Genomic DNA, 26,184 nt, shown 5'->3' on the forward strand with positions numbered 1-26,184 from the left:
TTCCTCAGAACTGGAAGTACAGGAACGGCGAGAAGCTGGCCGCCGAGAGTTTGAGAATCGAGGCCACGAACATCAGCAGGATCAGGGCGCGCATCACGTAGCGCGACCAGTCGGCGGTCCAGTAGGCAGGCTGGACCTGCGCGTCGGTGCCAACGATGTAACCCGGCTGATGAATGCTGCCCGGCGCATCCCCCGGCACGGCCTTGATCAGGCCCGGTTGCGCGGTGGCAGGGCCGTCGGCCTGTACCGGCTTCTCGCCCTTGCTCTTGACCGCTGGCGGGTTCTGGTAGAAGTCGCGCAGACCGAAGAACGCCAACGTGATGTACGCCACGATCAGCGTCGCCACTTGCAGGCCGGTCAGGTTGGCGCGGTTCAGATCCGACAGCTGCCAGTCGCTGAAGCTGAACATCGCGCCGTACATGCGGGCGGCGACGTGCAGGTTCTCGGCGCGGAAGATCACCCAGCCCATCACCACCAGCAGGAACGTGAAGGCCCAGCGCACCACGTTGAAGGTCTTTGGTGCGGTGTTGATGCCCAGCGCCTTCTCGATGGCAAGCCACACGCCGTGCCAGGCACCCCAGACGATGTAGGTGATGTTGGCGCCGTGCCACAGGCCGCCCAGCAGCATGGTCAGGAACAGGTTGCGGTAGGTCGCGACCTTGCCGCCACGGTTGCCGCCCAGGGTGATGTACAGGTAGTCGCGCAGCCAGGTGGAGAGGCTGATGTGCCAGCGCCGCCAGAACTCGGTGATCGACTGGCTGACGTAGGGCTGCTTGAAGTTTTCCATGAAGCGGAAACCCATCATCAGGCCCAGGCCGATGGCCATGTCGCTGTAGCCGGAGAAGTCGAAATACAGCTGCGCGGTGTAGGCCAGCGCGCCGAGCCAGGCGTCGCCCGTGGTCGGGTTTTGCAGGGCGAAGCAATGGTCGGCCACCACCGCCAGGGTGTCGGCGATGAAGACTTTCTTGATGAAGCCCTGCATGAACCGTGTGCAGCCCTCGCTGAACTTGTCCAGCGTGTGGGTGCGGTTGTTGAACTGGTCCACCAGGTCGCGGAAGCGCAGTACGGGGCCAGCGATCAAGTGCGGGAAGATCGCCACGAACGCCGCGAAGTCGATCAGGTTGCGGGTGGCCGGGGTGTCGCCGCGGTAGACGTCGATGATGTAGCTGATGGACTCGAAGATGTAGAACGAGATCCCGATCGGCAACAGCACGTGGGTCAGGATGAACGGCTCAAGACCGAACGAGGTCATGATCGCGTTGAGGCTGTCCACGCCGAAGTTGGCGTACTTGAAGTAGCCCAGGATGCACAGGTCGACCGCGACACCCAGCAACAGCCAGCGCTGCGCGGGTTTGGTCCGCACACCGGCAGCGCCGACGCGCAGGCCGATCCAGTAGTTCCAAAGCGTCACTGCCGCGAACAGGGCCAGGAAGTCGACTCGCCACCAGGCGTAGAACACGTAGCTGGCGATGAGCAACAGCAGGTTGCGGTAGCGGGTTCCGCTCACGTAGTACAAGCCGAGAAACACCGGCAAGAACAGGAACAGGAACACGTTGGATGAGAAAACCATCCTTATCTCTCCGTTTGTCCAGCATCAAGGGCCACAGCCCCCCCCAAACCCCCCATGAAAAATCGGGGGAATCACGCATTTACATCGCACCCCTGTAGGAGCGAATTCATTCGCGAATGCGGTGGTTGTGTCACCGCCGTTTGCGGGTCAGTCCCGAGGTGTCGGTACTGGCCCTTTCGCGAATGAATTCGCTCCTACAGTGGGTCAGCATTCAGTCTTGCTTCTTACGAACCGCCTTTCTCACCCTTCTCGTGAGAAGGGTCATAGGTGCGGGTCATGTCGCCGCCCAGGCGGAAGTTCTTGAACGGCTGCATCTTGTGCTTGCGTTCGAGGGTGTCCGGGCTGCAGTCGTAGAGCGAGCAGTAGGGCTCCAGCCAGGCGAATTTCATGTCGGTTTTCAGATCCGTCATGTCCTGCTGCTGGCCGTCACGGGCCTGGAATTCGCTGCCGGAGTTCTGCACGCCCGCCAGCACCCGGTCACCCAGACGCTTGAGCGCGCCGTTGTTCTCGGGGCGCAGGTCCACGCCGTTGGCCTGGGCGAAACTGGCGATCATCGCCAGCGGCGGCAGGGCGTAGTTGTGGTACGCCAGCGCGCGCTGCTTGCGCTTGAGTTCGTTGGGCAGGAAACCTTGCGGGTCGACCTGATTGGCCGCGACCTTGAACTCCTCCACCGACCAGTCGAACAGGTCGCGGCGGTTGGTCGCCACGGCAGTGGACATCACCGACCACGCGGCCCAGTAGGAGTGGTTGTTGATCTTGTCCAGCGGCAGGTTGCTCCAGTCGCTGACCACCTGATCGGCCAGCTTGCTGAACCAGGCCTCGATCACCTGCGCGTCCTGCTGGCGGGTGGCCAACGGGTGCGAGTCGGAGAACTTCAGGCGCAGGTAGGACGACGACATGCTGCCCAGTGCCCATTTGCGCATCGACTTGCCAGTGTGGTTGAAGTCCGTGGACTCCAGCGCATCGGCCTTGGCCCAGGTCGTCAGCATGTTCAGCGCGCAGTCGAGCTGCTCGGGACGGCCGTCACGCATGTACTGCATCACCACCTTGCTGGTGTTGCGCTCCATGGTGGTGATGTCCTTGGTGGAGTCGCGGAAGGCCTGGTCGGAGACCGCGTTGAACGTCGAGCGCGACTTGTCCGAGCCCTCGTACTTGCTGCGGAACTGCAGCGAGCCGGTGTAGGGCTGCGGGGTGGCGTCGCAGCTGAAGTTGCCTTCCTTGCTCTTGAATTTCTCCACACCCTCGTAATAGCCCTGCGGCGGCACGAGGGTCGACGCGGCGCTGGCGCCGGTGGCGAATGTCGTGGCCGACAGCACGGCCAGCGACAGGAGGGTGGGGAGCATCAGTCTTGGAGTGTGCATAGGAGCCTCATAACCCGGCTTGCGCGGTCTGGTGCGCGACATTCGGGAACACGTTGCGTTTGCATACTTTCGCTTCAACTTCCTGCGGTGCAGTGCCCGCTTCGGGGCCCTGGATTTCCAGCGCGAGCAGTTGCAAGTCTGCCCAGTCGTTGTCGTTGCGCAGTTCGAAGGAGAAGCGCCCGTCGGTTTCGGATGTTTCAGGTTTCTCGATCTTCAAGTCTTCGTGGCGGCCGTTCATGTACCAGAGGCGCGCCTGGAGAGTTTTCACCGAGGTGTCGGCGAACTTGATGTCGATCTGGTTGCTGCCGTTGCGCACATCCTTGATGCCGTTTTTGCCGTTGACCAACAGCTCGTTGGTGCCCGGCTTGAGGGAGGTTTTAGTGGTCATCAGCGCCGGTTTGCCTTCGCAGCCGTTGTCCAGCAGCGACATCATCTGGCGATAGATGGTCTCCTGGTCCAGCCGGTACAGCGGCGAGAACTCCCAGATGAGAATCTTCGGTGGGTGCTTCTGGAAGTCCTCGCTGCCCAGGTACTGCAGCATCGAGCCTTCAAGGCCGCCGCCGGGGAAGGCGACGTTGAGCACGTCGGCGCCGATGTACTCCTGCAGGAAGCCTGCGAAGTTGTAGTTCTTGCCGCTGTGACTGGTACCGACCAGGGTGATTTCCGGGTTGCCGGAATCGCCGAACAGGTCGCCGTCGGCCGCTTCGCCCTTGGGTTCGGTCTCGAACTGATCCATGTACTGGATGGCGTAGCTGGTGCCGCACAATTGACCGGCCATGTTGTGCAGAGTGCCCTTCTTGCCCATGCGACCTGACAGATGGGTCTCGAATTCGCGCTTGGGAATGTCCTTGAACGCGGCCATCTTGTGCACCGAGTCGGCAACGATCTTCGCGGTGCGCTGGGCGCCGTACGGGGTCCAGTGCTGGTCGCCGCGGAAGTAGAAATCGTGGGCCTGCTGCTCGTTGGTCAACGGCGACAGATCAGGCACGGTGTAGCCCATTTTCGCGAAGCGGCCGAGCATGGCCTGGTAGTTGCGCAGAGCCGTGTTGTAGTCGAACTTGTCGCGCTCGGCCGGGAACAGCTTGTTGCGATCGACCAAGCCGCGCGTCGGTTGATACACGATCACCAGCTCCACGCCCTTGCTCTTGAAGGCGTCGTGCAGCTGTTGCATGCGCCGGTAGCCTTCGGGCGTGGTGTCGAACTCGGTGCGCAGGTCTTCGCGGGTCCGGAACAGCCAGTCGCCCTGGGCCTGCACCAGCGTGGTGAAGTTCTGCTGATAGCGGCTGACGTAGTTCTTCTCGTCATGGGCTTCAGGGCACAGGCTGCAGCAAGGCTCGGCGGTGAAGTTCGGCGCTGTCGCGTCGTCGGCATACGCCGCGTTGCTGGCTGCGAGCATCACTAATGTAGCCGCGGCGGTAAGGCCCGAGAGCCTGAGCAGTTTGATCAAATGTGCGTGCATGGATATATCTTCCTCAGTCCCGGAGTTGTTTCTGGCTTTCAACCGGGTCGATCAACACGGGTTTCTGCTGGCGCACCAGCAGGTCGAGAATCTCGTCCTGACGGTCGCCCAGTACGCCGTTGAAGCTGATCCCGCTGCTCTTGGTCGGTGCCAGCATGGACACCTTGTACAGCTCGACACTCAGGGGCGAATCGATGGACAGCGGGCCTGAGCCGTTGGAGGTCAGCTCGCCGCCGACCATGATCAGCGACACTTCGGCGTCGAACGGGTCGAGCTTGATGTCGCGGTCGGTGTCGGTCAGGTCCTTGATGTGGCCGTAGACGCCCATCAGGCCGTTGCCCACGGCCAGGTTCTCGTAGAGCTTGATGTTGGTGCTGTTGCGCACGCGGATGCCGTGGCGCTTGTTGGCGAACACGCGGTTGCCCCACAGCAGGTTGTCGGCGCTCTCGTACAGCGTGATGCCGTCGGTGTGGTTGCGGTAGATCTGGTTGTAAGCCACCAGATTGTTCACGCTGTTACGGTCCAGCACGATGCCCGACAAGTGGTTTTCATAGCTCTTGTTGTTGATGATGAAGCTGTCGTTCACCTCGCGGGAAATGATGATCCCGTGCTTCTTCTTGGTACCGAACACGGTGTTCTCGGCGATGATCAGGCCGTGGGAACGGTCGTGGGGGTCGATGCCGTAGATGATGTTGTCGCGGTAGGTGTTGCCCTTGACCACGAAGTCGCGGGTCTCATAGCAGTAGTAGCCGTACCACAGGTCCGAGAACTCGGAATTGACGATCCAGCCGGTCGGGTCCGGGCGGTTCATCTGCGCCTTCATGTTCGGCGTGTACTGGGAAATACTGATGCCGTACGACTTGCTGTTGTTGTAGCCCAGGCTCGCCACCTTGGTGTTGAACATGTAGGTCTGGCTGCCACCCCAGGACAGCAGGAACGGACGAAACTCCTTGGGCGTCTTGAAGGTCGACGGGCCGTTGGCCTTCTCGCTCCAGCCGGTCAGTTTGGTGTCCTGCATGAACAGCTGGTTGTCGTTGACCAGAAACGCACCGCCTTCCTGAGACAGGCGCAGTTCGGTGGTTTTCTTGTCGACTTCAAAGATGCCTTTCTTGCCGACCACGATCGGCAGACGCGCCAGGAACACGCCCGGCGAGGTTTCGCTCAGGTACTGCTTGGGCACCTTTTTCGCCAGGTCCTGCAGGTTCATGTAGCCGTCGTCGACGAAGATCGCCTGGGGAATGCCGTGCTGACGCGCGACCCACTCGGCCATCTTGTTGTCACCGCCGATGAATTCCTTGAGCGCGTCTTCCTGCATCATGCGGCGGATCGAAACCTTGGCCGCCTTGCTGCGCACGATCTTCTTCTGCATGGCCTGCTGGGTGTAGCCCGACAGGTCCGGCAGCTTGGGTTTGTCCATCATCAAAGGCTCGGCAGGCGGGCTGGTGATGGTGTAGGTCTTGGCCTGGTGCAGGTCCTTGACCGTGCCGGTGTCGGCAGGCGTCTGCGCAGCGGCAGGTTTGGCGACGGGCGCGGTGTTGGCCATGGCCGATGCGCTGGTCAGCAGCAAGGCGCTGCTCAACACTGCGCTTTCAAGCAGTGCATGAGGCCAGGCCCTCTGGCGCAAAATGTTGGTTTGGCTGTTCATGTCATGCACTCTCATTAGCCTGAAAACCACTATTGAATACCGCGAACCCGTAGCAGCACGGCTTGCCGGCGGTGACGTCCGCAAGATCGCTGCCGCCGGCAAGCCGGACTGCTACGGGGGCGAGGTACACGGTTCTGGTCATCATCAGAAGCGCCAGATGACATCGACGATTGCGCGATGCATGTAGTTGTCCACGCCGCTGCCATAGGCATCGCCGGGCTTGAACACGCCTGCGCGCAGGCGCACCAGCGCCGACGGCTCGTCGAAGGACTGGCTCACCGAGGTCGGCAGCAGGCCTTGCTTGAAGTACTTGGTCACGACCAGATCCATCTCCTGGCCCAGGTCTTTGTTGCCGTCTTCCATCGGCAGCGAGGTGAAGGTCGAGACGCCGTTGGCATCGACGCTTTCGCTGGCCGGGTTGACGCCTGCGCCACCGATGCCGGCGTGGCCGTCGACGCGACGGAACTTGTGGTAGATCAGCGAGGCGTCGTATTCGTCCTGCATCTGCCAGGAGGCGAACAGCGAGCCGGATTCCACGTTGGCCATCTCGCCCTGGAAGGCTTCGCCGAAGCGATGGATGCGCGAGCGGGTGCCGGTCCAGTTCGAGCGGTTGCTCTCCAGGCCGTTCTGCTCGTAGTTCTTGCTGGCGCGCGAGTAGGCGCCGCCCACTTGCCACTGCGGGTCGAGACGGAAACGCAGGCCCAGGTCGGTGGCCCAGCCATTGACGTGGCTGCTGTCTTTCTGGCCAGCCAGATACTGGTCGGTGTTGGCGTCGTAACTGGTACCGATCTGATCGCGGTTACCGGTCAGCCAGGTCAGGCTGCCCCAGTAGTTGACGGTGTTCAGGTTGCGATAGTTGTAGGCATCGCTGTTGGCCTGCAGGCCCAGCCAGGTCAGGTCGCCGCGGGTGGTCTTGTCCAGATCGTCGATGGCCTCGCCCTGATGCTTCAGGCTGCCGTCGTCGTGGCTGTGGTGCGCGCGAATGCCGGCCCACTGGCCTGGCATCCACTGGTACTCCACGTCGCCGAACAGGTGCTGGCGATCCTTGTCCTGCGCCGACAGTTCGGTGAGGTCGGTGCGGTACTCGCTGAAGCGCTGAGCGGCGCCGACTTCGGCCTTGAGCAGGGTGGTGTCGAAGGTCCAGTTCAGCGCCTCGATGTTGGTGTCGTGCCACTGGCCGTCGTCATTGCGCAGGCGCTGGCGACCGAACTTGAGGATCTCGCCGGGGTAGGGCGTGAAGCCGCTGTAGCCGATCCAGAATTCACGCAGGGCCGCGTAGCTGTCGTCCACTTCGCGGCTGCTCGAGGTCTTGCGGCTGTGTGAGACGGTCTGGCCGTTGGCGTCGGTGGATTGCTGGTCCAGCGGGTCGGTCTGGATGGTGTCGGTGGCAGTGACCACCTGGCCCATCGCGTAGCCGCTCCAGTTGCCCCATTCGCCGTAGGCCCATGGGCGCAGATCCAGGCCGACACCGTTGACGTCGCCGCCGCTGCGGGTGCCCAGGTCGCGGTCGTCTTCCATCTGGCCGGTGGCTTTGACTTCGATGCCGAAGTTCTGGGTGTCAGTCAGTGCAGCGAGCGCAGGCGTGGCCCAGATCAGGGTGAAGCCAAGGCCCAGGCCGGCTGCCATCAGAGGGTTCAACTTAAGCTTCATAGCGGTGCGTCCTCGCCATCTTTTTCTGCTTGCAGGGTTTGCATGGCCAGGGCGTTCTGCGCCGTGGTGCCGCGCACCTGCTGTTCACGCTGCAAAAGGCTCTGCGCCGGCGCGCGCTTCTCGGGCGGCAATTGATCGTTCAGTTGCTGGGCCAGGTCATTGGCCTGCGGCGTGCCCTGGGCCTGCGCCAGCTGGCCGAAGACCCAGGCGTTGACCGGATCGGGCTTGATGCCCTTGCCCTGGGAGAACAACTGCGCCAGGGCGTAGTCGGCGCTGTTCTGGCCGCCGCGTGCAGAGGTCAGCAGCTCGTTGACGGCTTTCTGCGGATCGGGCTTGCCCAGGTAACCGCGGCGGTACAGCTGACCGAGGTAGTAGTGCGCGGAGATCTGCGTCGGTGCGGCCTTGAGCAGATGCTCCTCGGCTTTCTTCGCGTCCGGCAGCACCAGCTTGCCTTCGTAGTACAGCTTGCCGAGCAACAGTTCGGCGCGGGGTTGATCCGCGGCGCGGCCGTTGTCCAGGTACTCCATCATCTTGTTGACGTCGCCCAGTTCCGGGAAGTCGTAGAGCAGTTGCGCCAGGCTCACCCACGAAGCCGGGTAGCCGGGAGCGACCTTCTCCAGCAGTTGCTGGGCGGTCTTCTCGTCCGGTTTGCCGAGGGTCGAATCGGCCAGCACGCGGGCCACGGTGTCGACGCGCATCGCCGGCACGCTGCCACTGGCGTAGCCGCTTTCCATCTGCTTGAGCAGGGCGGCCTGCTTGTCGGCTTCGCCGCGCTTCTGGTAGACCGTCGCCAGCTCCATGTAGCAGACGTCGTTGGCGCGCAGCGCCTGTTTGCAGATGCTTTCGACTTCGCCCAGATGCTGGTCATAGGTGCCCTGGGTGCGATACAGCACGACCTGCGCCAGGCCCGCTTCCGGGTAGCCCTGAGCGCGCCATTCGTTGATCTTCTGCTGTGCGTTCACGTTGGGGAACGTGTGCGGGTATTGCAGATAGAGCATGGCCAGCGGAATCAGCGTGCCGGACTCACCATTGGCGAACGCTTTCTTCAACAGGCCCTCGGCTTCGCGCTGCTCGGCCTCGGTGGAGTTGGGCTTGACCGCCAGCAGCTTGCCCAGGCGCGACTGCGCACGCGGCGAAGTCTGGGCTGCGGCGCGGTAGGTGGCTTCCGCCTGCTTGATCAGTTCCGGGTCACGGGTGCCGACCTGGATATCGGCCAGGCCCACTTGGGCATCGGTGTAACCCATGTCGGCCAGCTGGCGGTAGTTCTGTTCGGCCAGCGCGGTGTCGCCGCGCTGCAGCGCTTCGTTGGCCAGGCGCTGGTCGGGCAGGTTGAGGCCGCAGCCCGCCAACCCGAGAGCAGTGCCCAAGGCGATGGCCAGCCTCAACTGAGCCTGTGCGGATACGCTTCGTAGAGGGCCCGTCATGTTCAGAGACCTGCAGCGGTGGCTTTGTCGATCAGCCAGTTCAGGGACGGGCCGCGATCGCTGACCACTTCGACCGGACGACCGGCCAGGCTGCTGTTGATCGACTCGTCAGGCTTGATCTGCACGCGGATGTCCGAAGACAGGTCGGCCGGGCTCAGGGCGGTGGAGCTGACGATGTGACCGCTGTGGGTGGCGTCTTCGCCGGCGATCTGGAAGTTCACCCGGGCGCCGGGCTGCACTTCGGCGAACTGGCGATAGGTGAAACGTGCGTCGACGTTGGCGGCGACGTTGCGCGGCACCAGCTGGAAGATTACCTGGCCCTTGCTGGCGTACTGGCCGTCGGCGACCAGTTGCTTGGCGACGATGCAGTCGCACGGGCTGGTCATGGTGCCGGCCAGCTGGCGGCCGAACAGCTCTTCGATCTTGGCCGGCTGCATTTCGTCCGGGTCCAGGTTGCCCTTGAGCATGTCGAGCATGCTGGTATTGAAGGTGGCCAGCGGCGCGCCCTTGGCGACTTCGCCGTTGGTGGCGACCAGGCTGGTCATGGTGCCTTCGCGGGGCATGGTCACGTCCATGCTCGGCACGCTGACCAGGCCCGACGTCGAGTGGCTGACGAAGTACATGCCGTACACCGACTTGGCGACGAAACCGAATGCCGCCAGACCAACGATGAATACACCGGCGCTGAAGGTGACCGCACGCAGGCGACCGAACGCGCTCATGCCGCCGCTGCTGTCCTTGTTCTTGCGCGCCTTGGTGAAGTTGTCGCGCTGCAGGGTGGCGAGCACTTCGCCCATGCTGACGATCTCGCCGGACAGGTGCGAAGTGATCAGGTGGCGCAGGGTGGCGATGTCCTGGGCTTCCAGGTGCTGGAATTGGCAACCGACGCGGCCGCTGGCCGGATCATAGGCGCGTACCTGCAGCTCGACGTCCATGGCCAGGCCCAGGTTGTCGATCAGAAACTGCAGGCGGCCCTTGATCACTTCGCCCACGGTAGGCTTCAGACCTTGCGGGGTGATGTAGCTCAGGCCGCCGGCGGACAGGTCTTCGATGCGCACCAGCGGCGCGTTCGGCTGGCCGTTGAGCAGGCGCAGCTTGGCGGGAATCTTGATCCGGGCGTGCTGGCGCTGGGCTTCGGATTCATGGACGACGTTTGCATTCACGGCTGTGTTCATGGCGAGAATTCCTGGTGTAGTTCCTGATTAATCGAATTGATCCATTGGTGCGGGCGATTGACCCGGTCACACCATCGTCAGCAGCACGGCAACGAAAATGCTGCCCGCCGAGAAGGTCATGGTTCTGGATGACCACGTGTTGAACCATTGCTGGAAGCTGGCCAGGTCACGCTTGAGCGCGGTGGGCTGGCGGGTCCAGGACTGTTTGTCGAGGCGGAAGAACACGTAGATCTTCATCAGCGCGCCGACGATCTGGTTGTAATAGAGAATCGCCGGGTAGGCCGGGCCGATGGCGTGGCCCGAGCAGGACAGCAGCAGCGTGAGAATCAGCCGCGTGATGCCGATCCACAGCAGGTACACCAGCAGGAAGGCCACGCCGTACTTGAACGAGGCCAGCATGGCCACGGTCAGGCCCAGGATCGATGTCCACATCGACACGCGCTGGTCGAACAGCACGACGCTGGTGAACAGGCCCAGGCGGCGGATACCCAGACCCAGTGCGCGGGAGTTCTGGCGCAGGTTGTTGCCGTACCAGCGGTACATCAGCTTGCGGCTGGCCTTGATGAAGCTCTTTTCCGGCGGGTGCTCGACGGTGTTGATCGCTGCATCCGGTACGTAGAAGGTGTCGTAGCCCAGGCGCATCAGGCTGAACCAGCTGGACTTGTCGTCGCCGGTGAGAAACTTGAAGCGGCCCAGACGCCAGTGTTCCAGCGAGTCGTTCTCGACGTCGGCGATGAAGTCGGGATCGGTGACCACGGTGGCGCGGAACACCGACATGCGCCCGGTCATGGTCAGCACGCGCTTGGACAGGGCCATCGAGCACATGTTGATGTGACGCTGGGCGAAGCGCAGCTTGTGCCACTCGCTCATGATGTAACCGCCGCGCACTTCGCAGAATTCGTTGGTGGTCAGGCCGCCCACGTTGGGGAACAGCTGGAACCACGGCACGGTCTTGCGCACCACGCCTTCGGCGAGCACGGTGTCGCCGTCGATCACCGCCGCGACAGCGCGATCATCGGGCATGTGCCGGGAGATGGCGCGGAAGCCATACGCCAGGCCGTCACGCTTGCCGGTGCCGGCGATCCGTACGAAATCCAGTGTCACGTGTGCTGGCGGGTTGGCCTTGGCCCACAGTGCCTTGATCAACAACTCGTCGGACATTTCCACCAGCGAGCAGACGACGGTGGTGGGGTAGCCGCAGTCGATCGCCTCGCGAATCACCGAGCTGTAGACCTGAGCGGTGGTCAGCGCATCGATGCGAAAGCTGGTGACCATCAGGAACACGTGGGATGGATCGGCCGCCTTGCCCAGCTTGCGCACCTTGCGGCGCAGCAGCGGGTAGACGATGTAAAGAAAAATCATGCCGCGCACGAAGTGCGTTGCGCCCATCGAGTAACGCCAGATACCGACGATACCGACCAGGAAAATAAAGTCCTTCGACTGCGAGTCGAAGAGAGTTACCGGCAAGGCCATGGCGATGGCCGCCAGCAAACTCAGATAAAACAGCCAGCCTGCGGCTTGCAGTAAGCCGTGTTTTAGCCCGTTCATAATTCGTACCCCAGAATCAGTTGCAAGCGGCGAGCTTCAAGCTGCAAGCCGGAGCGAAACGCATCCGACGTGCAACCTGGAGCTGGCTTTGACTTGTCGCTTGAAGCTTGCAGCTTGCCGCTGCCTTACCAGCAGATGCCTTCGGTCTGGCCGTTTTCGTCGGTGGTGCCTTTCATGAAGCCGACGAGGTCGATGACGCGCTTGCCGGCCGGCGCGTTGTTGGCCAGTGGGCGGAAGCGCTCGTCGCGGTTGCCGAGGATGATCACGTCGGAGTTGTCGACCACGGCGTCGAAGTCCGAGTTGAGCAGGGACGAGACGTGAGGGATCTTGGACTCGATGTAGTCCTTGTTGGCGCCGTGAACACGGGCGTATTCGACGTTGGCGTCGTAGATGCTCAGGTCGAAGCCCTTGCCGATCAGCATCTCGGCCAGTTCCACCAGCGGGCTTTCACGCAGATCGTCGGTGCCGGCCTTGAAGCTCAGGCCCAGCAGCGCGACTTTGCGCGAATCGCCGCCCGCGACGATGTCGAACGCGTTCTGCACCTGGGATACGTTGCTGCGCATCAGCGAGTTGAGCAGCGGCGCTTCGACGTCCAGCGAGCTTGCGCGGTAGGTCAGGGCGCGAACGTCTTTGGGCAGGCACGAACCACCGAACGCGAAGCCCGGGCGCATGTAGTACTGGGACAGGTTCAGGGCCTTGTCCTGGCAGACCACTTCCATCACTTCACGACCGTCGACGCCGACCGCCTTGGCGATGTTGCCGATTTCGTTGGCGAAGGTGACCTTGGTCGCGTGCCAGACGTTGCAGGTGTACTTGATCATCTCGGCAACGGCGATGTCCTTGCGGATGATCGGCGCGTCGAGTTCTTCGTACAGCGATTGCAGGACGTCACCGGAGGCCTTGTCGAACTCGCCGATGACGGTCATCGGCGGATGGTCGTAGTCCTTGATCGCGGTGCTTTCGCGCAGGAACTCCGGGTTCACGGCAACGCCGAAGTCGACGCCGGCCTTCTTGCCCGAGCAGTCTTCCAGAATCGGGATGACCACGTTGGCCACGGTGCCCGGCAACACGGTGCTGCGCACGACGATGGTGTGGCGGGTGCTCTTCTCACGCAGCACGAAGCCGATTTCGCGGCACACGGACTCGATGAAATCCAGCTCCAGATCGCCGTTCTTCTTGCTCGGCGTACCGACGCAGATCATGGACAGATCGGTGGCGCGAATGGCCTCGGAAAAATCGGTAGTGCCGCGCAGTTTGCCGTTCTTGATGCCGTTTTCCAGGAGCTCGCCCAGACCCGGTTCCACGATTGGAGACTTGCCCTGGTTGATCAGATCGATCTTGGTGCTGGAGATATCCACACCCACCACGTCATGACCACGCGCCGAGAGGCAACCAGCACATACTGCACCGACATAGCCCAAACCAAAGATGCTGATATGCATCGTAATCTCCTCGATTTTTACGCCATTAGTTGGCTGGATATAAATACGGTCTAACTAATTTCGCGCACTCGTCCGCACGGCAAGTTAATGTCGTGGCACAAGCACAGGCAGAATTTGAACAGGGGCGACCTGGTGTCTCAGGCGGGCCCGAATTTTACCGGTTACAAGCGTCGGGTGGCCCATACATATGTATGCAGGTTCCCGATCTGGGATATGGCATAACACTCCAGCGGATGATTGCGAGTCGCTGCCGCGCCTCTGGCTCAAGGCTTTTAGCCATGATTCAGTCTTGTCCTGCTCGTCAGTGGCTGCAGGCACCCGTTCGGTGCTTGCTCATTAGTTCAACTAGTTTGGCGGGTCACTCCTTGCCCGAACCAACTTGACCGAAAGGTCTTACACCGTTGAAAGCAACTTTCAGATCCGTCCTGCTGCTATGTAAGAGATGTCTCACAAGGTGGACGAGAATTGTTACGGGATGTAGGAGCGTGGGCATTCCCCAGAAGTTCCTGCCCGCTCGTCCTCTTTTTGAGATTTTTTGAAATCTTTTTCATTTGGGCTGTAGTTGCATCGTGATGGCCATTTCCGTTTCGCCCTTAGTTATAAGGGGTTTACAGGTGATGCATGTAACTGTGCCATTAGTGAGAAAAGCTAAAATGCCAGCACTGAAAAATCCTGTTAATTTTTTGAGAAAAGCCAGGGGAACTTTGAGGGTGACTGAATGTTGGCGTCAGATGTATGGCGAATCGTGCCGTTCGTCTGCGGGAAGTTGGGGGGAGGAACTTTGATGGCGGGAAGTTTGGTTATGTAGCTCTATACATAGCGGTGAATCTGGCACTCGGATGGTGCATGATTTTGCTGCCGCTTCGCGCCAGATCGCGAGCAAGCTTGCTCCCACGGCCTTCGGCCAGAATCAAAATCAGATCGCACAACATCAACCCGTTGCCGTTGCTTTTGATCTTCATGCGCGATAGCCCAGACAACACAAAACGCGACTTGGGTGCAGGCTGAATGGAGGTCTCGTGGAGTGGGACGAGCGGCAGGATGCCGCGAGAGGCGCGTGGGCCATGGATGGCCCTTTCGCGCCGGGCCCACGGAGCGAGGCCGGAATGAAGGGACCCCGACGCAGGAGGGGCCAAACCAGGAGCAGGACCCCTTGGTTACTTGGGGGTGGTGCGGCATTCCGACTTTTCCAAGTAACTCGACGAAGTCGAAACGCTTCTGCCGTTAGGCAGAACAAACAAACGCACTGTCGCCGCAGATCACAGGTAAGCACGCAACACCACGCACCACCCATCAAGACCCAAGCCGATCAGGCGTCAATCTCATCCCGCAAAAACACCAACTTATCCCCCTTGGAAAGCTGGGCCGCAAACCGATACCCCTGCACATCGAACCGCTTCAGATGCTCGGGATTCTCGATCCGCTCATCGATCACGAACCGGCTCATCATCCCCCGCGCCTTCTTGGCGTAGAAACTGATGATCTTGTACTGCCCGTTCTTCTGATCACGGAACTCCGTGTCGATCACCCGCGCCTTGAGCGCCGAACGCTTGACCGCCGAAAAATACTCGTTGGACGCCAGATTCAACAACACATCGTCGCCCTGATCGGCCAGCGCCTCATTGAGCCACTCACTGATACGCTCGCCCCAGAACGCATACAGATCCTTGCCCCGCGCGTTCGCAAGCTTAGTGCCCATCTCCAGACGATACGGCTGCATCAGATCCAGCGGACGCAACAGACCATACAGGCCAGACAACATGCGCAAATGCTTCTGAGCGTAATCCAGCCCCGCCTCGCTCAACGTCTCGGCGGCCAGGCCGGTGTACACATCACCCTTGAACGCCAGCAGCGCCTGCTTGGCATTGGCCGGTGTGAAAGCCGGGGTCCAGCTGCCGAAACGCGCGGCATTAAGGCCCGCCAGCTTGTCGGAAAGGTGCATCAACTCGCTGATCTGCGCCGGCGTCAGTTCGCGCAGCTGAGTGATCAGCTCCTGAGAGTGATCCAGGTATTGCGGCTGGGTGAAGCGTTCAGTGGTCGGCGGGGTCTCGAAATCGAGGGTTTTCGCTGGGGAAATCACCATCAGCATGCAGTCGTCTCCTTTAATCGTGGGGCGATTCTAGGGGTTGCGGCAGGAGGACTCCAGCTATGGTGATGATAGGTAACGCGTTGGAAACTGGTTCAGCGGGCTTTGAACCCTGTGGGAGTGAGCTTGCTCACGAATACGGTGGGACTGACCACTCTTTATGGTGACTGACTGGACCCGTTCGTGAGCAAGCTCACTCCCACGGTTGGTCACGGCGGCCCGGCATACCCAAATCCGCTATAGTGCCTCGCCGGTTTCGGCCTCTTTGTTCAAGGATTGGGAGCACGTCGTTGTGCGCAAGCTGTTATTGATCGGTGCCTGTGTGCTGGCGCTCAACGCTCACGCAGCAACCGGGGACATCGCGACCCTGGATCGCAGTGTCTGGCCTGAAGTGCTGGAGACCCCGCAACTGTTCGACGTGGCCTCGCGCGCGCAGATCCTGAGCTTCGCCCATCAGTTGCTGGAAAGCGAAAACCTCAGCGACCTGCAACTGGCCGACCGCCTGGGCTTGCGTCAGCTCAACATGCAGACGGTCAATGTGATCCGCACCCGGTTGTGGACCCGCCTGTTCGAAAACTGGAAGGCGGCGGAAAAGACCTGTGAAAACGACGCCTCCTTCTGCGTGCTGGTCGACGACGTGCCGATGCTGCGCCAGCGCGCGGCCGAGTACAAAGTGGCGGACGATTCCTTCTATGCTCGCTGGGCTGCGCCGGCCGATGCGTTCAGCCAGCGTTACCTCAACGAACTGCTGCGCATGGCCGCGCTGTTTCCGCAGACCAGCAGCGAAGTCGAGCGCTACAACTCGGACGAGCTGAGCGGCGAAGAAATGCCCGATCGCACCTTCCTGCTCAATTTCGAGAGCGGTCCTACGGTGGCTGATGGCGCAACCGACTGGCTGGCCGACTTCATGCGCCAGCAGAAGATCAACGCGACGTTCTTCGTGCTCGGCAAGAACCTGCAGAATCGCCTCGAAGCCACGTCTGCCCAGGCTTTGCAGAAACTCTATCGCCAGCAGTGCGTGGGCTTGCAGGGCTGGGAATACCGCTCCCATGCGCACTGGAACGACTGGCAGGACTCCATCGAGCGCAGTGCCTCGTTGGTGCAGCAAACCCTGCCCGACAATTTCGTGCCGCTGTTTCGCCCGCCTTACGGCCATCGCCGGGCCGACAGCGGGCAGTTCTTCCGCGATCAGCAGTTGCGGGTGTCGCTGTGGAATATCGATTCCCAGGATGCCTCCGGCCGTCTGAGCGCCGAGCAGGCGGCCCATCGCGTGCTGACCCTGATGTTGCTCTGGCGGCACGGCAATATCGTCTTCCACGACAGCACCGACAAGGCGCAACAGGCCGTGCCGTGGCTGATGGCCAATACGGCCCAGAGCGGTGTGATCTGGGAGGACTGTCATATTTATCCGCAGCAGTTGTCGGACGAAGGCGATCAGGAGGATGAGGACGCCGACGCGCCTGCCGATGAGCCCGATGACGAGCAGGCGCCAGCACCGGACGATCAGGCTCAGGAGCCCGGAAAACAAGGGGAATAGGGGGCGAAACAGACAGGAACGGTCGAAATCCTGTGCAGATTTCTCATCGACCGGACTTCCGACTGTAATCGCCTCTGAGACATCCGCCAAGGCCTATTCGTCCAGCTGTGAAATAAACTTCAAATTCTTGCTAAAACGCTTTTTTATGTCACAGGTTTTGCGGTATTACGACAACAGACCGCCGAACCCTGCAACACAGGTGGCGTCACCCAGACCCCACTTTGCGCATTTCTCACCTGCCTGAAGGTGAGAGCCTCGGCGGCCTTATCAAGCGCGGCATCGTTTGCGTGTCGCGTTATCTGGCTACTACAAAGGTGAGCGAGTATGGATGACCACGGACGCAGCCCTTCCTCTAACCAGCCAATCCTCTATGTGCTCGATACCAATGTATTGATTCACGATCCAAACGCGCTTCTGAATTTCGAAGAACACCACGTCGCAATTCCCATGACTGTCCTCGAAGAACTGGACAAGCTCAAGACGGGCAAGCACTCGGTCGCCGCTGAATGCCGCCAGGCTATCCGGCTGATCGACAAGACACTTGGCGAAGCGACCCCGGAGGAGGTCGAACAAGGCGTACCGATTGATCGCGGTACCGGCGTTTTCAAAGGGTACCTGTCCATCCTGATGAGCAAGCGCGAAGAGCCCAACAGCCTTCTGCCCGAGCATCTGAACGACAACATCATCATCAACCAGCTGATCGACATGCACGCGCGCAAAAAGGATGTGCGCATCGTGCTGGTCACCAAAGACATCAACATGCGCCTCAAGGCGCGCGCCTGTGGCATCGAGGCCGAGGACTACAGCACCGACCAGCTGGTCGACGATGTGTCCATGCTGTCGCGCGGCTATCACACCATGACCGGTTCGTTCTGGGACCGCGTCAGCAAGGTCGACACCCGCCAGGAAATGGGCCGTACCTGGCACAAGGTGCAAATGACCGAGCAGATCCCGGCCGTGCACATGAACGAGTTCATCATCGATGAGCAAGGCTTCGTCGGCTGGGTCAAAGGCGTCAAAACCGATGAGTTGCTGCTGCTGGACATGCACCAGGAGCCGCTGCTGCATCAGGAAGCCTGGGGCCTCAAGCCTCGGGACATCTACCAGGGCCTGGCGCTGTTCGCGCTGCTGGACCCCGACATTCATCTGGTCAATCTGTCCGGCGCGGCGGGCTCGGGCAAGACCATCCTGGCGCTGGCCGCTGCGATCGAGCAGACCATGGTCAGTAAACGTTATCGTCGCATCATCGCGACCCGCAGCGTGCAAGGGCTCGACCAGGAGATCGGTTTCTTGCCCGGTACCGAAGCGGAAAAAATGGAACCGTGGCTTGGCGCCATCACCGACAACCTCGAAGCCTTGCACATGGATGACGAAAACACCCATGGCAGCGTCGACTACATCCTGAGCAAGGTGCCGCTGCAGTTCAAATCCCTCAACTACATTCGCGGCCGCAGCTTCCAGCAGAGCCTGATCCTGATCGACGAATGCCAGAACCTCACCCCGCACCAGATGAAAACCATCATCACCCGTGCAGGTGCCGGTTCCAAGGTGGTCTGCCTGGGTAACCTGGCGCAGATCGACACCCCTTACCTGTCGGCCACCAGTTCCGGGCTGACCTACCTCACGGAGCGCTTCAAGGATTTCCCCAACGGCGTGCACATCACCCTGCAAGGGGTGCCACGCTCGATCCTGGCTGAATACGCGGAGAGCCATCTCTAACGACGCCGCTTGAAACTGTGGGAGCCGGCTTGCTGGCGAAAGCGGTGCGTCAGTCAACATATTCATGACTGATCCGACGCATTCGCCAGCAAGCCGGCTCCCACGGCCTCCGGCCAGAAGCGGAGTGCCGCATGACGCAGTCATGTTGGCGTCAGCCGGGTTGTGTACAATTGACGCTCCTGTCCAGGAGTGATCCCGTGCTTACCCATCTCGATTCCCAAGGTCGCGCCAACATGGTCGACGTCACCGACAAGGCCATGACGTCCCGCGAAGCCGTGGCCGAAGCGCGCGTGCGCATGCTCCCCGAAACCCTGCAAATGATCGTCGATGGCGGCCACCCGAAAGGGGACGTGTTCGCCGTGGCGCGCATCGCCGGGATTCAGGCGGCGAAGAAGACCAGCGACCTGATTCCGCTGTGCCATCCGCTGATGCTCACCAGCGTCAAGGTCGAACTCAACGCCCAGGGCGCGGACACCGTGCACATCGTTGCCCGCTGCAAGCTGTCGGGGCAGACCGGGGTGGAAATGGAAGCGCTGACCGCCGCCAGCGTCGCTGCGCTGACCATCTACGACATGTGCAAGGCGGTGGACCGTGGCATGGTCATCGAGCAGGTTCGTTTGCTGGAAAAAGTGGGCGGCAAGAGCGGGCATTTCGTGGCTGACGACGAGGTGAGCGCCTGATGAGCATCCACGTTCAAGTTCAGTTCTTCGCCCGTTTTCGCGAAACCCTGGGCGTTGAAAGCGAGCGGCTGGAAGGCTCGTTCGCCACGGTCGACGCCGTGCGCCAGGCCCTGCTGCAGCGCGGCGGCGTCTGGGACGTGCTGGCCGAGCAGAACATCATGTGCGCCCGCAACCAGGAACTCTGCTCGCTGAACGAGCCGGTCGAGCAGGGCGATGAAGTGGCGTTCTTCCCGACTGTTACCGGAGGCTGAGGATGGCTATTCGAGTGCAGGCAGATGCGTTCGACCCCGGCGCCGAGGTCAATGCGATGCACGACGCCAATGTCGGCGTCGGCGCGGTGGTGAGTTTTGTCGGCTACGTGCGCGATTTCAACGATGGCCGGGAAGTCGCCGGCATGTTTCTGGAGCACTACCCGGGCATGACCGAAAAGGCGCTGGGCAAGATCGCCGATGAAGCGCAGCAGCGCTGGCCGCTGCTCAAGCTTGAAGTGCTGCATCGCATCGGCGCGCTCGAACCGGGCGAGCCGATCGTTTTCGTCGGTGTCGCCAGCGCCCACCGTCAGGCGGCGTTCGAGGCCTGTGATTTCGTGATGGACTATCTGAAGACCCGCGCGCCGTTCTGGAAGAAAGAAAACACCTCAGAAGGGCCGCGTTGGGTGGAAGGGCGGGACAGCGATCACAAGGCGGCGGATCGCTGGAAGTAGAGCGCGTAACGCAAACCCTGTAGGAGCGAATTCATTCGCGAATGATTTTCCAGGCGATACATCTGTATCGCCTGACCCATCTTCGCGAATGAATTCGCTCCTACAGGTGCAAGGTCTTATTCGGCGGCAGGCTGCGGCTTGTGCTTGCGCACCACGGCCCGCAACAGCTCGGTCGGCGGCATTTCGCAGCTGATCTTGCGGCCCAGTTTCTCTTCGATGGCCGGCAACTGATACGAGTCGTCCTCGCCGGCAAAGCTGATCGACACGCCCTCGGCGCCTGCGCGCCCCGTGCGGCCGATGCGGTGCACGTAGTCGTCCGGGACTTCCGGCAGGGTGAAGTTGATCACGTGGCTGATGCCGTCGATGTGAATGCCGCGGCCGGCGACGTCGGTGGCCACCAGCACGCGAATCTTGCCTTCACGGAAACCTTCCAGGGTCTTGATGCGCTTGTGCTGCGGCACATCGCCCGACAACTGCGCGGCATTGACGCCATCGCGCACCAGGCGCTCTTCGATGCGGCGCACTTCGTCCTTGCGGTTGGCAAAGACCATGACCCGCTCCCAGCCGTTGTCGTTGACCAGGTTGTAGAGCAGTTTGTATTTGTCCGCCGAAGCCACGGCGTAGATGTGCTGCTCGACGTTGTCGCTGGCAACGTTTTCGGCCTCGATCTCGACGATGGCCGGGTCGGTGGTCCACTGGCGCGCCAGGTTCATCACGTCGTCGGTGAAGGTGGCCGAGAACAGAAGGGTCTGGCGCTCGCCCTTGTGCGGGGTCTGGCGGATGATCGAACGCACCTGCGGGATGAAACCCATGTCCAGCATGCGGTCGGCTTCGTCCAGCACCATCACTTCGACCATGTCCAGGTGCACTTCGCCGCGCTGGTTGAAGTCCAGCAGACGGCCCGGGGTGGCCACCAGGATGTCGCAGTGGCGCGCTTCGAGCTGCTTGAGCTGCTTGTCGAAGTCCATGCCGCCGACGAAGGTCATGACGTTCAGGTTGCTGTACTTGGTCAGCGCCGCAGCGTCCTTGGCGATCTGCACCACCAGCTCGCGGGTCGGCGCGATGATCAGCGCGCGAGGCTCGCCCATGTAGCGCTCTTTGGGCGGCGGGGTTTGCGTGAGCTGAGTGATGATCGAGATCAGGAACGCGGCGGTCTTGCCGGTGCCGGTCTGGGCGCGGCCGATGGCGTCGCGGCCCTTGAGGGTAAAGCCCAGGACGCCAGCCTGGATCGGCGTGCAATACGGGAAACCCAAGTCATGGATGGCGTGCATCAGTTCAGGTGCCAGCGGGAAATCATGGAAGCGGGTCTTGCCTTCCTGCGGCTCGACCACGAAATCTTCCAGCTTCCACGGCGGCGCCACTGGCTTGGGCGCGCGTTCGCGGCGTGGCTTGGCAACCTTGGGGCGCGCGGCGGCAGGCGGTTCTGCGCTGGCCGGTTGCGCGGGTGGTGCCACGGGCGTGGCCGGTTCCTGGTAAGTGCTTTGCGTCGGGCTTGTCGAAGCGGGTAGGGGCGCCGCAGGTGCGAGCTGCTCAGCCTCGCTTTTGCCGAACATCTTTTTAAGTGCTTTGAGCACGGTCATCTCGTCGATTGATTAAGGAATGTACGCCGCGCAGTGTAATGCAAGAACCGGGCGCGGCGTAGTGCCATACCAAAATCCCACGACAAAAGAAAGGAACAAATGCCCTTTCAGCGCAGCCGATCCGCGAGCCAGACGCCTATGTCGGCGATTTCCTGCGGTAACACTTCGTGGCCCATTGGGTACTCGTTCCATGTCACGGTGACGCCCTTGGCCTTGAGCTGCTCGTATGCCGCCCGGCCCATCGAGTGCAGCACAACGGCGTCTTCGCGGCCGTGCAGGCAGTAGGCCGGAATCTTCCTCTGGCTCTCGGACAACGTCATCTCGTCACTGAAAGTCGGCGCATAGGTGGACAACGCCAGCACGCCGCCCAGCGGGCCTTCCCAACGCAGGAACGCGCTGTGCAGCACCACCGCGCCACCTTGGGAGAAGCCCGCCAGGAAGATCCGCGCCGGGTCGATGCCGCCGTTGCGCTGCTCTTCGATCAGGCTCAGCACGCGTTGGGCCGAGGCTTCCAGCTGGTCCTTGTCGATGGCACGGGCCGGGCTCATGGCCTTGATGTCATACCAACTGGGCATCTCGTAACCGCCGTTGACGGTAACAGCGCGGGTCGGCGCCTGCGGCAGGACGAAGCGGGTGGTGAGCAGCGTCTGCTGGAGGATTTCAGCCACCGGCATGAAGTCGAAACGGTCGGCGCCCAGCCCGTGCAGCCAGATGACGCAGGCGTCAGGGGTGTTTGCCGGCTCGATGATCAGGGGTTCGTGCATGTGTGCTCCATTAATGTGCGATGGCTCTGGCGCGGCGCTTCAAGGCGGGGCGCGGCGTATCGCACGCCTATACAGATATGAAAGAAGATGTCGCAAGGGTGCAAGTTTTTGACTTGACCTGTCACTAATTCGAGTTTGCCATCATGGTGGTACAAGCTTTGCTATACAAATCGCGGAGTGAAAGCGCTCACCTCTGGCGGTAACACTACTAGGCTGTTAACCATGCAGCCCGATGTGACGCCGGGGCCGCAAGGAATCCATTGTTCAGGATTCCGGCACGATTGGCCATGACCCATAGGGTTCAGGGACATCATGGGGCTTGATTCCACTGGCCGGACCCCGGTCTTGCGTCGCGTGACCCAAAAACAAGCCAGCACGGGTCATCCATGCCTCACAAGGGTGCGACGGGTTTCAGGCTCCCACACAACAAAGAGCAAACTGGAGGTTTGAATGAAGATGTTGAAATCCACCCTGGCTGTAGTGGCCGCCGCAGCAGCACTTGGTGTCAGCAGTTTCGCTCAGGCGGGCGCGACACTGGACGCCATTCAGAAGAAAGGCTTCATTCAGTGCGGCGTGAGCGATGGTCTGCCAGGTTTCTCGGTACCTGATGCCAAGGGCGTCATCCAGGGTATCGATGCGGACGTTTGCCGCGCGGTAGCCGCTGCTGTGTTCGGCGACGCCACCAAGGTCAAGTTCAGCCAGCTGAACGCCAAGGAGCGCTTCACTGCGCTGCAATCCGGCGAAATCGACATCCTGTCGCGTAATACCACCTGGACCAGCTCCCGCGATGCGAGCATGGGTCTGGTATTCCCGGGCTTCGTCACTTACTACGACGGCGTAGGCTTCCTGGCCAACAACAAGCTGGGCGTGAAGAGTGCCAAGGAACTGGACGGCGCGACCATCTGTATTCAAGCCGGTACCACCACCGAGCTGAACGTGTCCGACTACTTCCGCTCCAACGGCCTGAAGTACACCCCGATCACTTTCGACACCTCCGACGAAAGCGCCAAGTCGCTGGAATCCGGCCGTTGCGACGTGCTGACCTCCGACAAATCGCAGCTCTACGCACAACGCTCCAAGCTGGCTTCGCCGAAAGACTACGTCGTTTTGCCTGAAACCATCTCCAAGGAGCCTCTGGCCCCTGTGGTTCGTCGTGGCGATGAAGAGTGGACCGAAATCGTTCGCTGGGTCGGCTACGCACTGCTGAACACCGAAGAAGCCGGCATCACCTCCAAGAACGTCGAAGCCGAAGCCAAATCCACCAAGAACCCTGACGTGGCCCGTCTGCTGGGCGCTGACGGCGACTACGGTCCGCAGCTCAAGCTGAAGAAGGACTGGGTCGTCAACGTCGTCAAGCAAGTCGGTAACTACGGCGAAATCTTCGAGAAGAACCTGGGTAAATCCACGCCTCTGGAAATCGACCGTGGCATGAACGCCCTGTGGACCAACGGCGGCATTCAGTACGCACCACCTGTACGTTGATTGACCTGTGCCCGGCTGCGCGATCCGTAGCCGGGCACTTCGTTGCATTTATTCCGGGGCACTCCCATGCAAAATCAAATCAGCGCACCCAAGCAGAGGCTAACCCTCAGCGACCCTAAAGTGCGTGCGTGGCTATTTCAGATAATCACGGTTATCGCTGTAGTCGCGATGGGTTGGTATCTGTTCGATAACACCCAGACCAACCTGCAACATCGGGGCATCACCTCCGGTTTCGGCTTTCTGGAAAACAGCGCCGGTTTCGGCATCGCGCAGCACCTGATTCCTTTTACGGAATCGGACTCCTACGCGCGGGTTTTCCTCATCGGCTTGCTCAACACGCTGCTGGTCACCTTCATCGGCGTGATTCTCGCGACCCTGCTGGGCTTCATCGTCGGCGTGGCGCGTCTGTCCAACAACTGGATCATCAACAAGCTGGCGACGATCTACGTCGAAGTGTTCCGTAACATCCCGCCGCTGCTGCAGATCCTGTTCTGGTACTTCGCCGTGTTCCTGACTCAGCCAGGGCCACGTGCAGCACACGGCTTCTTCGGCTCGTTCTTCATCAGCAGCCGTGGCCTGAACATGCCCGCCGCGATCACCAACGACGCCACCTGGCCGTTCGTGATCAGCATCGTGCTGGCCATCGTCGCCATCGTGTTCATGGCCAAATGGGCGAACAAGCGCTTCGAAGAAACCGGCGTGCCGTTCCACAAGTTCTGGGCGGGCCTTGGCCTGTTGATCGTGATCCCGGGGCTGTGTGCGTTGATCTTCGGCGCGCCGGTGCACTGGGAAGTGCCGGAGCTCAAGGGCTTCAACTTCGTCGGCGGCTGGGTGTTGATCCCTGAACTGCTGGCCCTGACCCTGGCCCTGACCGTGTACACCGCAGCGTTCATCGCTGAAATCGTGCGTTCGGGCATCAAGTCGGTCAGCCACGGCCAGACCGAAGCGGCGCGCTCGCTGGGCCTGCGCCCGGGGCCGACCCTGCGCAAGGTCATCATTCCGCAGGCGCTGCGGGTGATCATTCCGCCACTGACCAGCCAATACCTGAACCTGGCGAAGAACTCTTCGCTGGCCGCCGGTATCGGTTACCCGGAAATGGTTTCGCTGTTTGCCGGCACCGTGCTCAATCAGACCGGCCAGGCCATCGAAGTCATTGCCATCACCATGAGCGTGTACCTGGCGATCAGCATCAGCATTTCCCTGCTGATGAACTGGTACAACAAGCGCATTGCGCTGATCGAGCGGTGAGGAAACGCGCATGACATCCCATACTTTCAAACCCGACATGCCACCGCCGAGCAAAGTCTTCGGCCCGGTGGCCTGGATGCGCCAGAACCTGTTCTCCAACTGGATCAACACCCTGTTGACCCTGTTCGCGATCTACCTGATCTGGCTGATCGTCCCGCCGCTGTTGAGCTGGGCGATCTTCGACGCCAACTGGGTCGGCACCACCCGCGCCGACTGCACCAAGGCCGGCGCCTGCTGGGTGTTCATCGAACAGCGCTTCGGCCAGTTCATGTACGGCTACTACCCGCAGGAGTTGCGCTGGAGGGTCGACCTGACCGTGTGGCTGGCGATCATCGGCGCGGCGCCCTTGTTCATCAAGGCCGTGCCACGCAAGGCGATCTACGGCCTGTCGTTCCTGGTCATCTACCCGATCGTCGCCTACTTCCTGCTGCACGGCGGGCTGTTCGGCATGCAGGAAGTGGCCACCAGCCAGTGGGGCGGCCTGATGCTGACCCTGGTCATCGCCACCGTCGGTATCGCCGGCGCCTTGCCGCTGGGCGTGATCCTGGCCCTGGGGCGTCGCTCGGACCTGCCGGCGATCCGCGTGATCTGCGTGACCTTCATCGAGTTCTGGCGCGGCGTTCCGCTGATCACCGTGCTGTTCATGTCCTCGGTGATGCTGCCGCTGTTCCTGCCTGAAGGCATGAACTTCGACAAACTGCTGCGCGCCCTGATCGGCGTGATCATGTTCCAGTCGGCCTACGTGGCCGAAGTGGTGCGTGGCGGCATGCAGGCCATCCCCAAAGGTCAGTACGAAGCGGCTGCCGCGATGGGCCTGGGCTACTGGCGCCGGATGGGCCTGGTGATTCTGCCGCAAGCCCTGAAACTGGTCATTCCTGGCCTGGTGAACACCGTGATCGCGTTGTTCAAGGACACCAGCCTTGTGATCATCATCGGCCTGTTCGACCTGCTCAACAGCGTCAAGCAAGCCGCCGCCGACCCCAAATGGCTCGGCATGGCAACCGAGGGCTACGTGTTCGCGGCCCTGGTGTTCTGGATCTTCTGTTTCGGCATGTCCCGCTACTCCATGCACCTGGAGCGCAAGCTGGACACTGGCCACAAGCGTTAGGAG

18 protein-coding genes and 2 pseudogenes are annotated in these 26,184 nt (G+C 61.3%); 8 read left to right on the forward strand and 12 right to left on the reverse strand.

All coding sequences use genetic code 11. From position 1 onward, the window contains the following. Window positions 1-4: 4 nt before the first annotated feature. The 10 genes from AC1MEK_RS20215 to yaaA all read right to left on the reverse strand — a co-directional run bounded on the left by AC1MEK_RS20215 (window position 5) and on the right by yaaA (window position 15,363). Window positions 5-1,570 (reverse strand): MBOAT family O-acyltransferase, encoded by a 1,566-nt coding sequence (locus tag AC1MEK_RS20215; RefSeq protein WP_480398038.1) that lies wholly within the window; start codon window positions 1,568-1,570, stop codon window positions 5-7. A gap of 224 nt (window positions 1,571-1,794) precedes the next feature. After that, a complete protein-coding gene (locus tag AC1MEK_RS20220; protein WP_480398039.1) occupies window positions 1,795-2,931 on the reverse strand; it encodes a mannuronate-specific alginate lyase in 1,137 nt (378 codons plus the stop codon). Between the two features lie 7 nt (window positions 2,932-2,938). Then, complete coding sequence (locus tag AC1MEK_RS20225) at window positions 2,939-4,390, reverse strand: alginate O-acetyltransferase (RefSeq protein WP_480398040.1); 1,452 nt, start codon at window positions 4,388-4,390, stop codon at window positions 2,939-2,941. A 13-nt stretch (window positions 4,391-4,403) separates the two neighbouring features. Beyond that, a complete protein-coding gene (algG, locus tag AC1MEK_RS20230) occupies window positions 4,404-6,035 on the reverse strand; it encodes a mannuronan 5-epimerase AlgG (protein ID WP_480398041.1) in 1,632 nt (543 codons plus the stop codon). Window positions 6,036-6,179: 144 nt separating this feature from the next. Next, window positions 6,180-7,685, reverse strand: a complete 1,506-nt coding sequence (locus AC1MEK_RS20235; protein ID WP_480398042.1) for an alginate export family protein — start codon at window positions 7,683-7,685, stop codon at window positions 6,180-6,182. Continuing rightward, window positions 7,682-9,109: an alginate biosynthesis TPR repeat lipoprotein AlgK gene (gene algK / locus AC1MEK_RS20240; RefSeq protein ID WP_480398043.1), complete on the reverse strand. Its 1,428-nt coding sequence runs from the start codon at window positions 9,107-9,109 to the stop codon at window positions 7,682-7,684. Before algK ends, AC1MEK_RS20235 begins: the two co-directional genes overlap by 4 nt. A gap of 2 nt (window positions 9,110-9,111) precedes the next feature. Beyond that, window positions 9,112-10,284, reverse strand: a complete 1,173-nt coding sequence (locus AC1MEK_RS20245) for a PilZ domain-containing protein (RefSeq protein WP_480398044.1) — start codon at window positions 10,282-10,284, stop codon at window positions 9,112-9,114. A gap of 66 nt (window positions 10,285-10,350) precedes the next feature. Then, window positions 10,351-11,832, reverse strand: coding sequence for a mannuronan synthase (gene alg8, locus AC1MEK_RS20250; protein WP_480398045.1), 1,482 nt, complete (start codon window positions 11,830-11,832; stop codon window positions 10,351-10,353). A gap of 125 nt (window positions 11,833-11,957) precedes the next feature. Next, window positions 11,958-13,274, reverse strand: a complete 1,317-nt coding sequence (locus AC1MEK_RS20255; protein WP_480398046.1) for a nucleotide sugar dehydrogenase — start codon at window positions 13,272-13,274, stop codon at window positions 11,958-11,960. Window positions 13,275-14,583: 1,309 nt separating this feature from the next. Continuing rightward, window positions 14,584-15,363, reverse strand: coding sequence for a peroxide stress protein YaaA (gene yaaA / locus AC1MEK_RS20260; protein ID WP_480398047.1), 780 nt, complete (start codon window positions 15,361-15,363; stop codon window positions 14,584-14,586). Window positions 15,364-15,652: 289 nt separating this feature from the next. Between yaaA and AC1MEK_RS20265 the strand changes: the two are divergent. The 5 genes and pseudogenes from AC1MEK_RS20265 to moaE form a co-directional block, all read left to right on the forward strand. Next, window positions 15,653-16,831 (forward strand): annotated as a pseudogene (locus AC1MEK_RS20265) (polysaccharide deacetylase family protein); the annotation flags it as partial. A 390-nt stretch (window positions 16,832-17,221) separates the two neighbouring features. Beyond that, on the forward strand, window positions 17,222-18,616 hold the full coding sequence (locus AC1MEK_RS20270; RefSeq protein ID WP_480398048.1) for a PhoH family protein: 1,395 nt from the start codon (window positions 17,222-17,224) through the stop codon (window positions 18,614-18,616). Between the two features lie 197 nt (window positions 18,617-18,813). Continuing rightward, window positions 18,814-19,296, forward strand: a complete 483-nt coding sequence (moaC, locus tag AC1MEK_RS20275; protein WP_480398049.1) for a cyclic pyranopterin monophosphate synthase MoaC — start codon at window positions 18,814-18,816, stop codon at window positions 19,294-19,296. Then, window positions 19,296-19,547, forward strand: coding sequence for a MoaD/ThiS family protein (locus tag AC1MEK_RS20280; RefSeq protein ID WP_480398050.1), 252 nt, complete (start codon window positions 19,296-19,298; stop codon window positions 19,545-19,547). Before moaC ends, AC1MEK_RS20280 begins: the two co-directional genes overlap by 1 nt. A gap of 2 nt (window positions 19,548-19,549) precedes the next feature. Further along, entirely contained in the window at window positions 19,550-19,999 is a 450-nt protein-coding gene (gene moaE, locus AC1MEK_RS20285; protein WP_480398051.1) for a molybdopterin synthase catalytic subunit MoaE, read from the forward strand. A 116-nt stretch (window positions 20,000-20,115) separates the two neighbouring features. On the opposite strand, the pseudogene rhlB reads toward moaE, so the two are convergent. Both rhlB and AC1MEK_RS20295 read right to left on the reverse strand, forming a co-directional pair. Next, window positions 20,116-21,393 (reverse strand): annotated as a pseudogene (rhlB, locus tag AC1MEK_RS20290) (ATP-dependent RNA helicase RhlB); the annotation flags it as partial. 293 nt (window positions 21,394-21,686) lie between these two features. Continuing rightward, complete coding sequence (locus tag AC1MEK_RS20295; protein ID WP_480398052.1) at window positions 21,687-22,343, reverse strand: alpha/beta hydrolase; 657 nt, start codon at window positions 22,341-22,343, stop codon at window positions 21,687-21,689. 450 nt (window positions 22,344-22,793) lie between these two features. Between AC1MEK_RS20295 and AC1MEK_RS20300 the strand changes: the two genes are divergently transcribed. From AC1MEK_RS20300 to AC1MEK_RS20310, 3 genes are all read left to right on the forward strand, one after another. Next, window positions 22,794-23,825 (forward strand): amino acid ABC transporter substrate-binding protein, encoded by a 1,032-nt coding sequence (locus AC1MEK_RS20300; protein WP_480398053.1) that lies wholly within the window; start codon window positions 22,794-22,796, stop codon window positions 23,823-23,825. A gap of 66 nt (window positions 23,826-23,891) precedes the next feature. Beyond that, entirely contained in the window at window positions 23,892-25,073 is a 1,182-nt protein-coding gene (locus AC1MEK_RS20305; protein WP_480398054.1) for an amino acid ABC transporter permease, read from the forward strand. 10 nt (window positions 25,074-25,083) lie between these two features. Beyond that, window positions 25,084-26,181, forward strand: a complete 1,098-nt coding sequence (locus AC1MEK_RS20310) for an amino acid ABC transporter permease (protein ID WP_480398055.1) — start codon at window positions 25,084-25,086, stop codon at window positions 26,179-26,181. The last annotated feature ends 3 nt before the right edge of the window (window positions 26,182-26,184 follow it).

The organism is Pseudomonas sp. 2 (assembly GCF_056627435.1).